Source organism: Rhodococcus sp. O3 (assembly GCF_048897285.1).
Taxonomy (GTDB): Bacteria; Actinomycetota; Actinomycetes; order Mycobacteriales; family Mycobacteriaceae; genus Rhodococcus.
In genome coordinates, this window is sequence record NZ_JBMBTE010000148.1 from 1 (window position 1) to 10,912 (window position 10,912).

Genomic DNA, 10,912 nt, shown 5'->3' on the forward strand with positions numbered 1-10,912 from the left:
CGGCACCGCCTTCGGTGCCGGCGACGACGAGGGCCAGCCCATCGAGGTCGAGCTGCCGGACGTGCATCAGGACGCGCTGACCGCGCAGACCACGGCGACGATCGAACAGTGGCAGTCCTCCGGGCCGGTCGGTGCCGCGGCCGCTGACGCCGCACAGAACGCGGTGCAGACTGCGCCTCAGGTGGATTCGCAGGCCCGCGATTGGGTGACGGCGCAACCCGGCGGCGACGGGGTGATCGCCGCCGTCGACACCACCCTCGAGACGTTCTTCGGTGGCTCGGCCGGCACCGCGGCCGAGCTGATCTCGACCGCCATCGGCCAGGGCGCCGCCGCCCCGGCCTCCGCCTGACCTAATGGGAGCTACCGACCACGTCACGACTGTGGCAGGGTTCGGTACAGGTAGCGGCTGATGGGACAACACTCTTCTGACCCGACACGGTCCAACCGGACCTATGCCTGAAGTCAGATCGTGTACCCACCGGTCGTCAGGAAAGTGGTGATCGCTGATGGGATGACGTACCCCGGCATTGCGTATCGGTGAGTACTCGAGCCATTAGGTTGCCGACTGCTTTCCTCCGCTGCCGAACGAAAAGATGTTCAATAGCAGTCTGTTTGGAGGTTCACTCCATGTTGTTCATCGGTGACGACTGGGCGGAAGGGCATCACGACATCGAGGTCGAAGACGACACCGGGCATCGTCTTGCGCGGATGCGGCTACCAGAGGGCGTCGACGGACTTGCCCGTCTGCACGAGGTGGTGGCCGAGTGTCTCGACACCGACACCGACACCGACACCGACGGCCCCGCTGCCGGTGCGGTCATCATCGGGATCGAAACCGATCGCGGAGTGTGGGTGTCGGCGCTACTGGCTTGTGGGTACCGGGTGTATGCGATCAATCCGATGTCGGCGGCACGGTACCGGGAACGGCACTGCACGTCCGGAGCCAAATCCGATGCCGGCGATGCCCACGTCCTTGCCGAGATCATCCGGTTGGACCGCGACCATCACCGCCAGGTCGCGGGAGATTCCACGCAGGTCGAAGCATTGAAACTGCTCACCCGTGCCCACCAGAGCATGATCTGGGACCGGACCCGGCACCTGCAGCGGATGCGATCGGCACTACGCGAGTACTTCCCGGCAGCGTTGACCGCGTTCGACGAGCTCACCGGCCCGGACACCTTGGCTCTGCTGCAGAAGGCCCCCGATCCGCACCGCGCAGCACGATTGACCACCGCGCAGATCACCGCGGAACTCGCGCGAGCACATCGCCGTGGGGACCGCACGGCCAAAGCCACTCGCATCCGGGATGCCCTGCGCGCACCGTCGCTACGGCAACCGGCTCCGATCGAGGCGGCCTACGCGATCGTTGTCGCCGGGCAGGCCCGCACGCTCGCGCACCTGGCCGGGCAGATCGAGGAGATGGAACAGGCGGTGAGGCGCAGTTTTCGTCAGCACCCGGCCGCTGAGATCGTCCGCAGCTGTCCCGGTCTCGGGAACGTGCTGGGCGCCCGGGTGCTCGCTGAGTTCGGTGACGACCCACTTCGATACCGTAATGCCAAGGCCCGCAAGAACTACGCCGGAACTTCCCCGATTACCCGAGCATCGGGCAAGAAGAAGACGGTGCTGGCTCGCTACGCCCGCAACAAGCACCTGGCCGATGCGTGTCACCAGTGGGCGTTCTGCTCGACGAACGCCTCGCCCGGAGCTCGGGCCTACTACGACGCTCTCCGGGCCCGCGAGGTCGGTCATCATGCCGCGTTGCGTCAACTCGGTAATCGGCTCGTCGGGATCCTCCACGGATGCTTGAAGACCGGCACGGTCTATGACGAGAACATCGCATGGCCCCAAGCCCCTACGCAGGCCGCGGCTTGACACAGTTACGCCATGGGATGTCTGACGGAAAGGATGTGGGTGCACCCATGAGACTCGGCAAGAACACCTCCCGGCATCCGGCTGTCGTCGATCTTCTCGGCGGTGCACCCAGCGTGTCGCCGGGCGCAACTGATGATGCGGTTGCACCAGGCGATGCGGTGGACGTTGCGGTGGTTGCACCAGCCGTTGCTCCACGAAGCCCATCTGGACGGCGCACGCCGCGACGTCGACGCATCGTTGCGGCGATCGCGGTGGTGGGTGTGGCCGCGGTTGCCATCGCAGGCGTGCTCTGGTCCGTAGGCCGCTCCGACTTCCAGAGCGCCGATGCCGCAACGCAGGTCGACGGCGCGGACACACCGATCCTCGAACTCGCCGAGACACCCACGGCGCCGGCCTCGGACCTCGACGACGAATGCCGCGCAGACCGCGGCGACCAGAACAGCGGCGCCGGGGTGATCGCCGCCTGGAACTACGCCTACTACGTCCGACGCGACGCGGTCGCGGCCCGCGCGCTGGCCACCCCGAACAGCTCCGTCGTCCCCGCCGAGCAACTGCAGCCGTTCATCGACGCCGTCCCGGTCGGCACCAACTACTGCGTGCGCACCAAGGCCTTGTCCGAGGACGTCTACCTCGTGGATCTGTCCGAACTGCGCCCCGACGGTGTCCAGCGCATCACCCAGACCGTCACCACCCAGCAGCTCGACGGCAAGTGGTTCGTCGACGTCTTCAACTGATCACCAGGTGCACACCCGAATCCGCCCGTGGATCGTGCGGCGCGCGTCGTCCCCTACCGCCGCGATCACACCCGGGGCGGTAGGGGAGGGGGCGTGGGGGCCCCGCGGGAGCAGTCGAATCAGCATCCAGCCAGCAACATTTCGCAGAAGGAGACCTCAGTCGTGTCCGATGACCCCACCCGGCCCGAACCGCCGTTGCAGGGCGATGTGCCGCCGGTGCGCTCGAAGATGCTCGGTGTTGCCGTGGTTGCAGCCATGGCCCTGTTCCTGGCCGCGCTGGCGTTCACGCTCTCCTTCGATGCGTTGCGTGCACTGGCCATCGAAATCAACGTGCATCCCGGGCGTGCATGGATGGCGCCGGTTGCCATCGACGTTGCACAGGCCGCTGCAACCGCCGGCTACGTGATTTTCCGCGTCGCCAACCGGTACATCTGGGCGCGGCGCTACTGCATGACCCTGGCCGTCGTCACCGTCGCCCTGAGCGTGGTAGGCAACTCGTACCACTCGTATCAACTGGCCGCCCGCAACCTTGCCCGCGTTGCAGCGGGAGAGGTGCTCGGGTTCATCCCGCAACCGCCGGCGATCGCAGCGATCATCGCGGCGATCTTCCCGCTGTTGTGGCTGGCACTGTTCCACTTGTGCACCATGATGTTGCAGGTTGTCATCGACGAGCGTGCCCGCCATCGCAGTGCCGCAAGCACGCAACACTGGGTGCAACCCCGCCCCGTCGATGTCACCTCGCAGCTGAGCACCGCTGTCGAACATGTAACGGAGCACAACCACACACTCGCCGTGGTTCCAACACCTGTAGGTGTTGCAACCACGGCCCGTGCATACGATGCGGGCGATGCAGCGCCGGTTGCATCCGGTGATGATCAAGTTGCCTCCCCCGCATCCCCATCCGCGCACAACACTCGAGTTGCCATGACCACGGCAGTGGACAAGTCTGCGGACGGTGCAACGCGCAACGGCTATCCGCAGACCCGAGCCGGGTTGCAGCGATTTCTTCTCGAGTGCAGTCTCACCGAACCGGTCAAGGAGGTGGCCGCGGAGCTGATCGAGCAGCCGCACCTGAAGCAGACCCAGGTTGCGCAACGGTTGCACGTCGACAAGTCCACCGTCAGCCGGCGTTGGCGAGTGTTCGTCGCCGCTGCCGATGCCGAAGGCTTCACGGTGCCACCGCTGCCGGTCGCTGACGCAATCGAGATGGCCCGCGAGTTGCAACCGGCGTGACTGCCAACAATGGGGTCAGGGGCGGCCGGAACAGCACACCATCATCACAGCAGTGACTTCACCGGTCGCCCAGCGGGGGTGGGAAGCATTGCGTTATGCGCGGTGAGTCCGGCTCGGTGGTCGATGGGTGCCGGCCCGCGGTCGGTGCGTCGTTCACGGAGTTCCGCGAACCCGATCACTCGAAGTCGCAGGGCCGCTCGGTCAGGCAGGTCAAATGCACTCGAGGTGAGAGAGGCATATACCGCGGTCGCTCTCTTTGGGCTGTATCGCACCGAGGATGCGGGCCGTGCCGCCGAACACGTCGAACGTGGGAGCGCCCGGGCGAGGGTGGCGAACTGCTCGTGGCGTGGACGGTGCACTCGACTCCGGTCGGGTAGCTCGTGCCTCGCGGGGTCGTGACGGTGTGCATTCGGGGTTCTGTCGCGCGACAGTGCCGTGCTCCAACGGATCGGAGTGGGGCACTGTTGAGTCGAAGAGGGTGCCGTGAATAGGGGCGATGGCACGTCCCGGGGTCAGTGGCTTTCGGTGCTCGTGGTGCGCCGGCGGGGTTTGCGTAGGTCGGTGCGTGCGCCGCGGCCGGGTCGGTTGCGGGCCCATTCGACGATTTCGCTGCGCTTCCACAGGGGCGTATTGCCGATCTTCTCCACCGGCTTCGGGGCGTGGCCGCGGTTGACGTAGGAGTGGAACGTGACCGGTTTGATCTCGTCGCCGGTCTCTTCTTTGAGCAGGTCGACGCACTGCTGGGCGGTGAGGCGGTTCGGGTTCGCCATCGCGTGTCCGACCTTTCGTTCTCGGGGCACTGCCGTCGCGGTGTGCTTGTTGTACGGCGCCGAAAACTTTACATACCTGCATTGCTATGTAGAAAACCCTGGTGGGGTACCGAATCGGCTTCCTCGGTTGCAACTATACAAATGTCTATTGTAATGTTGGCCCTGGAAGATGCACCGCGGGAAAGGAAACCGAATGTCGAATACTGCCGTTATTCCGGCTCTCGCGCTCGGCGCAGTGCTCGTCTGGAAGATCGGCGCACCGGTTGCCCGCTTCGTCGGCACCATCCTGGTGATCGCCTCGCTGACGCTCATCGTCCTCGGTGCCCCGATCGTCCCCCAACTCTTGGTGATCGTCGCCGGCGGCGCCGTCTGGTTGGCTGTTCACTTCCTGGCCGCTTACAAGACCCGGTTCTGGCATTCGCCGCTGGCCGAGCTCATCGTCACCCACACCCGGCTGCGGTGCCTCGACCCGGCGCGCGGCTGTGAGCACCGCCGCGCGCCCCGCACGGCCCGCGAACGGTACGTCGCCTTGGTCGCCGCTCCGCCCAGTGGGAACGAGAACTGACCTCCGACACCGCCCCCGCAGCACCGACCCACCCCGTGGCCACACGCGTACCCGCTCGTCCGACCGGACCGTCCCGGGGCGTCGTCTACGGCAAACGAGCAGCCAGGGTCGCTACCAACATTGCCGTTCGCAAGGTCCCAGGTGCCCGCGCCGCGCGCTCGGCATGGCGGCTGCTCCGCTGACCGGCCGCGCGGGGCCCCGACCAGCACACCCGATCAGAAAGGACGGACTGCCCATGTCCGCACTGACCATCACCCACACCCACGCCGAGGGAACTTCTGTTGGGTAGCTATGAGTGTCGTGCACTGTCGTATTCCGGCAGTCATTCCGCCGAGTGAGACACCTAGGGTGCGGGTGTCGCGCACAGGGGACACGTCGTTTGTGGCGTATGAAGAGAAGTCGTGACGTCCTTCCGGTCATTCCGCGTGCGGTTGCCCTCCGGCATCTGTTACTGGACAGTCCTCGATCCGGAGTTGCGGGTCGTCGAGGTGCCGGATCGGTTCCTGCGTCATCTGCGGTTCGGCCGGGACAGCGCGGAATCGACGACCGAGATGTACGCCGGAGCCGCGGCGTTGTACCTGCGGTGGTGCGGGGAGGCCGGTCGGGAGTGGGTGGAGGGAGCCCGGCATCTGGGGATGTTCATGCTCTGGCTGCGGCACGCACCGTCTCGTTCCGGCCCGAGTCTGGTGTTCACCGGTCCCGGCGTGAAAGAGGTCCGTGGGCCGCGCCGGGTCAATGCTGTGTTGGCGGCCGTCCGTGAGTTCCTGAAGTACGCCGTGGGCGCCGGAGCGGCACCGGCCTGGGTCATCGGGCAGCTTTACGAGATCGGCGATGGGCGGGACCTGCCCTCCGAGGTGCAGGGCGAGTATGGGATTCCCCGCGGCTACGCCAAGGTCCGCCACCGCTTGCACGAGCCCGACGACCCGATCGATCGGGTCACCGAGGAGGAGACCGTCGCACTGGTACGTGCCTGTCGCTCGGCCCGGGACCGGCTGATTGTGCTGCTGATGGCCCGCGCCGGTATCCGTCGAGGCGAACTGGTCGGCTTGCGCAGGGCTGACCTGCATTTCGTGCTCGATGCCCGGGCGCTGGGTTGCCCGGTTCCGGGCAGTCACCTGCACGTTGTACGTCGCGGCAACGTCAACGGTGCCTGGGCAAAGTCCCGCCACTCCCGCGCGATTCCCGTCGATGCTCTGCTGATACAGGCTCACGACCAGTACGTCCTCGAACGGGCGACGGTCCCTGCGGCTGCCGACAGCGACTTCCTGTTGGTGAACCTCTTCCGCGGCCGTATCGGCGCTCCGATGCGCCCCGGGGCCATCAATGAGCTGCTGTCCTCGCTCAGCCGTCGGGCCGGCCTGGATCGAAGAATCCGGCCGCACCAGGGCCGCCACGGCTTCGCGGACAACCTGGTGAACGCCGGCGCGGGACTCGACGAGCTGGCCGAGTTGATGGGCCACGCGTCGATCGCCTCGTCGCAGCCGTATCTGCACCCTTCCGAGGAGCGGTTGCGTGAGGCCATCGAGAGGGTGCCCAGTCCTCGCCTGTCCCCACAGGAGGTGTGGCGATGACCCTGTCTGCAGCGGCGGCGCCGGTCGCCACGCCCGCCAATGACCAGGCGACGGAACGGCTGCGAAGCCTGCTGGACGCCGATTTCCTCACAGACCTCGGATGGATCGAGGAGAGACTGCTCTGGCGGCCACGGCGCAACGACCCTCTGGTCGGGTTCGAGATCTGCGCGATCACGGGCTGCCAGACGGTGATCGGACACCGTAAGCAATTGTGCGCCTTCTGCACCCGCACCTGGCAGGCCAGCGGACGGCCGCTGGACGACTTCACCTCCGGGCATCGCCGCAACCGCAAGGAATGGAACGAGACCATCTGCGCAGTCACCGGTTGCGAGCGCCCGACGAAGAGTGCACCGACGAAGCTGTGCACCGCACATCTATGGCATCACCAACGCGGCGGCACCGGCCTGGACGAGTTCTTGACCCGCACGGACCTCGCGCCCTACCCGCATCCCGGACTCTGCCGGGTGCGCCTGTGCGACTGGCGACGGTATGCCGGCGACGGGTTCTGCCGTCCCCACTCGAAGCAGGCGAAGAAGCTGCAGAACACGGATCCCGGAATCGACCTGGAAGACTGGATCCGCACCGCCCCCGCTCGCCGCAACGGCCGCCAGGTCGACCTTCGGGGCTTGCCGCCGCGAGTGGTCGCCGAAATTCTGTTCGGGCTCCAGTACCGCTATCGGGCTGGGAGCATCACCGAGATGCACCGGCTCCGGCCGCTGTGCAATCAGGCCCGCGCCCAGAAGGTCGGCACGCTCGAGGACCTCGTCACCCTGACGAAGCGAATCGAGTCGCTGCGATCCACCATCGTCAAAGCAACCCGGGTCGTGCTCTCCGACCCGGAGACCGAGCGCCACAAGGATGTGTGGAACCTGGCCGTCTTCGGCCAGGGCAACCGCACTCTGGACTTCACCGGCATCACCCAGCCCTGGCTGCGCGAGGTCGCCAAGTACTGGGTGAGCGAGGACATGCCCCGCCGCCGCGGAGACGCCATCGGCGGAATCATGCAGACCTACATCGCCAGCCTCACCCGGCTCTCCGAGAGCCTGCGCCTGCACCGCCCCGAGGACCACGGCAACATCCCAGCCCTGCTCGACCGCACCGACGCGGTCACCTTCCTCAACCGCCTCGCCTACCTGACCAGTGCCGGCACGATCACCCAGAACATGCGGATCATCGACTGCCGCAACGTCAAACGCGTCCTCAACGACCTGCGCAACCGCGGAAGACGACTACCTGGTGACACCTTCACCGCCCTGCCGACGGAATTCACCTTCCTCGCCGAGGACATTCCCAAGCATGACGGCGGAGACGAACCCGGCCGGTCCGTGCCCGAACGTGTCCTTGCCCAGCTGTGCAGTGCCTTGCCGCTGCTCGAAGAGCGCTCCGGGTCGTCCATTCGTGTCGCGATCGAGCTGCTGATCGACACCGGTCGCCGGCCCGACGAGATCTGTCGCCTGCCCTTCGACTGCCTTGGCAACGGCGGCGGCGACAAGAGCGTGCTGATCTACCACGACTACAAGAACAACCGCCCCGGCCGCCGACTGCCGATCGCCGATGCCACGGCCGAGGTCATCCGCAGCCAGCAACGCACGGTCCGCCGCCGCTTCCCCGATACCCCGCTCGACGAGTTGGCCCTGCTGCCTGGCCCGAAACGCAACCCGCACGGAACCCGGCGGCTCACCGACGCCACGCTCAGCTGGGCGCATCGGGCCTGGGTCGACGCCCTGCCCCCTCTCCTCGCGGACGGCGACATCGAGTTCGACAAATCCGCCGCCGTCCCCTACGCCTACCGGCACAGCTACGCCCAAAGACATTCCGACGCCGGTGTTCCCCCCGATGTCCTACGCGATTTGATGGGACACAAAACCATGCGGACAACTCAGATCTACTACCGGATCAGCGGTCAGCGCATGCGTCAGGCGGTCGAAAAGGTCGCCGCCCACCAGTTCGACCGCAACGGCCAACGGACCTGGCAACACACCCAGGCCGCTCTGGACGACGAACACGCCCGCCTACAGATCGGCCAGGTCTCCGTCCCATTCGGGGTCTGCCTCGAGCCGAGCAACGTCAAAGCCGGCGGGCACGCCTGCCCGTTCCGGTTCCGCTGCCTGGGCTGCGGGCACTTCCGTACCGACGCCTCCTACCTGCCCGAACTCAAGGACTACCTGCACACTTTGCTCCGTGATCGCGAACGCGTCCTCGCCGCCGGCGAACTCGATCCTTGGGCGCGTGTGGAAGCGGCCCCGTCCGAGGCCGAGATTACGAAACTCCGCCAGCTCATCCACCGAGTCGAGGCATCCATGGACGAACTCACCAGCGAGGAACGGCAGCAGATCGAACAGGCCACCGCCGCACTGCGCCAGACCCGGCAAGGTGTCGACCTCGGCATGCCCATCATTCCCTCGTTCGTCGACCAGACCAGAAACGGAGTCGGCTCATGACCCGAAACAGCGTGTCTCTGACCGACTCCCGACGCCGCGACAGCCAGCGACGCCGCGCGAAAGTCGTTGCCGCACTCGAACAACTCGCCAACAGTGGCACAGAGATCACCGTCTCCGCCGTCTCTCGGGCGGCGGGCGTTCACCGCAGCCTGATCTACCGCCATCCAGACTTGCACACCGCTGTCATCACCAAAGCCGCCGAACCACCCACTCTGGCTACGACGGGTCCGAGCGCGAGCAAACAGTCGCTGCTGACCGACATCGCCAACCTCACCGACCGCGTCCGCCGCCAGGACGCCCACATTCACCAGCTCGAACAGCGACTCGCCGACGCTCTCGGCGACCAGGTTTGGCGGCAATCCGGACTCGGAGGACCTCCTGACCACGATGCGTTGGACAAGCGCGTCAAGCACCTCGAACAGGAAAAGGCCGATCTTCAACGGCAGCTGGCCGACCGCGATGAAGATCTTGTTGCTGCACGTGGTGCGAACCGGGAACTCATGGTGCGCAACAATCGCTCCTGAAGCGGCCATCACCAACGTGGGCCTCACCACGTTCCGAGTAGAGCGGTGAAGGTTGAGTGCGCGGTGGTCGACGGCCACGACATGCCCGGTGGAATCATTCGGGTAGGAATGCCGCACACTACCGAGCCGGGAACCTCCCGCCGACGCTCCGGTTGGCCAGATTGGGTCCCTTGTTCCGGGTGCGGATCCACCATGTTCCGGGTGCGGATCCACCATTGGTCGTCGAGTTTCTCTACGGCAGAGAGATAATCGCGTTAGCAAGCTCTGACGGGTCCGGAAGCACCAGGTGTGTGGTCACCGGTTCGAGTCCGACCTCGGGCCATTCGGTGATCAGCGGCAGGTTGCGGGTGGTCGGTAGCCCGGTTATTTCGTACAGATACTCACGCTGATACATGTCCTCACTGTCGTACCAGCCGCGGCTGTCACTACGAGGCACCGGCTGAAGGACCGAGTCTTCGAGTGCACGAAGTCACATTGGGCGACCATGCACCTTGCCGGGGCGGCGCTTACCTGTCTGGGGATCGATGACGGCTGGGGCTGTGTATTGACGTCTCATCGCTTCGGCGTGAACACCGCTGCCGACGACGGTCACCGCGATCTCAAGGCCAGCCGAGTACGCCATGATCGAGCGCAGTCCAACCGTGACACCCTCGACCCGGGCGAGCAGCGCCGGACCATGCGCGATCGCACCGATTTCCTTGTCGTTCGATGGGTCGATCATGAACCGGGGCATCTCCGGATCCTGACACAGCTCTCTGAGCTGCGTAGTCCCGTTGACCTGTCCGGCGATGATTCGCGACAGCCGGGCGTGGAACGCGACGGCAATCGTGTGAAGCTGACGAGCTGCGTCGGCACATGACGTGCGCGACACTTGTCGCAGATTAAGTCGAGGTAGAAACTCGCTTGACCTGCAAATATTTCGCTCATGCGAGTCCGCACCCCAACAGAAGGGAACGCTCATCGACGGCACTGCCAAGGGCGACGGCTCCGCCGAGATCCTGAAGGCCCAGCGCTGGCGCTGGTCCCGGGGCCTCGGTTCCTGGTACGTCCCGCAGTCCCGGGACCGGCGCGCCAAGCACGTGCAGATCAACGCGACCGCGGCCGCGTTGCGCACCGCCGGGTTCACGGTCGAGGTCGACATCGACGACGACTACCGGCCCACCGCCCGCGTCGAGGCCGACACGATCGCCCGGCAGGCCGCC

At 66.0% G+C, this 10,912-nt stretch carries 10 protein-coding genes and 1 pseudogene; 8 read left to right on the plus strand and 3 right to left on the minus strand.

Features of this window, described 5'->3' with window-relative positions; translation table 11 throughout:
• From ACN675_RS25245 to ACN675_RS25260, 4 genes and pseudogenes are all read left to right on the plus strand, one after another.
• Positions 1-349 (plus strand): annotated as a pseudogene (locus ACN675_RS25245) (insoluble domain protein); the annotation flags it as partial.
• Between the two features lie 278 nt (positions 350-627).
• Positions 628-1,872, plus strand: a complete 1,245-nt coding sequence (locus ACN675_RS25250) for an IS110 family transposase (protein ID WP_420753439.1) — start codon at positions 628-630, stop codon at positions 1,870-1,872.
• A gap of 284 nt (positions 1,873-2,156) precedes the next feature.
• Positions 2,157-2,606: a hypothetical protein gene (locus tag ACN675_RS25255; protein WP_420753440.1), complete on the plus strand. Its 450-nt coding sequence runs from the start codon at positions 2,157-2,159 to the stop codon at positions 2,604-2,606.
• A gap of 162 nt (positions 2,607-2,768) precedes the next feature.
• Positions 2,769-3,839, plus strand: coding sequence for a hypothetical protein (locus ACN675_RS25260; protein WP_420753441.1), 1,071 nt, complete (start codon positions 2,769-2,771; stop codon positions 3,837-3,839).
• Between the two features lie 512 nt (positions 3,840-4,351).
• On the opposite strand, the gene ACN675_RS25265 is transcribed toward ACN675_RS25260, so the two are convergent.
• Entirely contained in the window at positions 4,352-4,609 is a 258-nt protein-coding gene (locus tag ACN675_RS25265; protein ID WP_420753442.1) for a helix-turn-helix transcriptional regulator, read from the minus strand.
• Positions 4,610-4,802: 193 nt separating this feature from the next.
• Between ACN675_RS25265 and ACN675_RS25270 the strand changes: the two genes are divergently transcribed.
• The 4 genes from ACN675_RS25270 to ACN675_RS25285 all read left to right on the plus strand — a co-directional run bounded on the left by ACN675_RS25270 (position 4,803) and on the right by ACN675_RS25285 (position 9,710).
• Positions 4,803-5,174, plus strand: coding sequence for a hypothetical protein (locus ACN675_RS25270; RefSeq protein ID WP_420753443.1), 372 nt, complete (start codon positions 4,803-4,805; stop codon positions 5,172-5,174).
• 425 nt (positions 5,175-5,599) lie between these two features.
• Complete coding sequence (locus ACN675_RS25275; RefSeq protein ID WP_420753444.1) at positions 5,600-6,745, plus strand: tyrosine-type recombinase/integrase; 1,146 nt, start codon at positions 5,600-5,602, stop codon at positions 6,743-6,745.
• The gene (locus tag ACN675_RS25280; RefSeq protein ID WP_420753445.1) at positions 6,742-9,186 is read left to right on the plus strand and encodes a tyrosine-type recombinase/integrase; all 2,445 of its coding nucleotides are present in this window, start codon (positions 6,742-6,744) and stop codon (positions 9,184-9,186) included. The genes ACN675_RS25275 and ACN675_RS25280 overlap by 4 nt, the downstream gene beginning before the upstream one ends.
• Positions 9,183-9,710 carry a DUF6262 family protein gene (locus ACN675_RS25285; protein WP_420753446.1) on the plus strand — a complete coding sequence of 176 codons (528 nt, stop codon included), beginning with the start codon at positions 9,183-9,185 and terminating at the stop codon, positions 9,708-9,710. Before ACN675_RS25280 ends, ACN675_RS25285 begins: the two co-directional genes overlap by 4 nt.
• A gap of 232 nt (positions 9,711-9,942) precedes the next feature.
• On the opposite strand, the gene ACN675_RS25290 is transcribed toward ACN675_RS25285, so the two are convergent.
• Entirely contained in the window at positions 9,943-10,104 is a 162-nt protein-coding gene (locus ACN675_RS25290) for a hypothetical protein (RefSeq protein ID WP_420753447.1), read from the minus strand.
• Between the two features lie 75 nt (positions 10,105-10,179).
• Positions 10,180-10,581, minus strand: a complete 402-nt coding sequence (locus ACN675_RS25295; RefSeq protein ID WP_420753448.1) for a hypothetical protein — start codon at positions 10,579-10,581, stop codon at positions 10,180-10,182.
• Between the last annotated feature and the right edge of the window lie 331 nt (positions 10,582-10,912).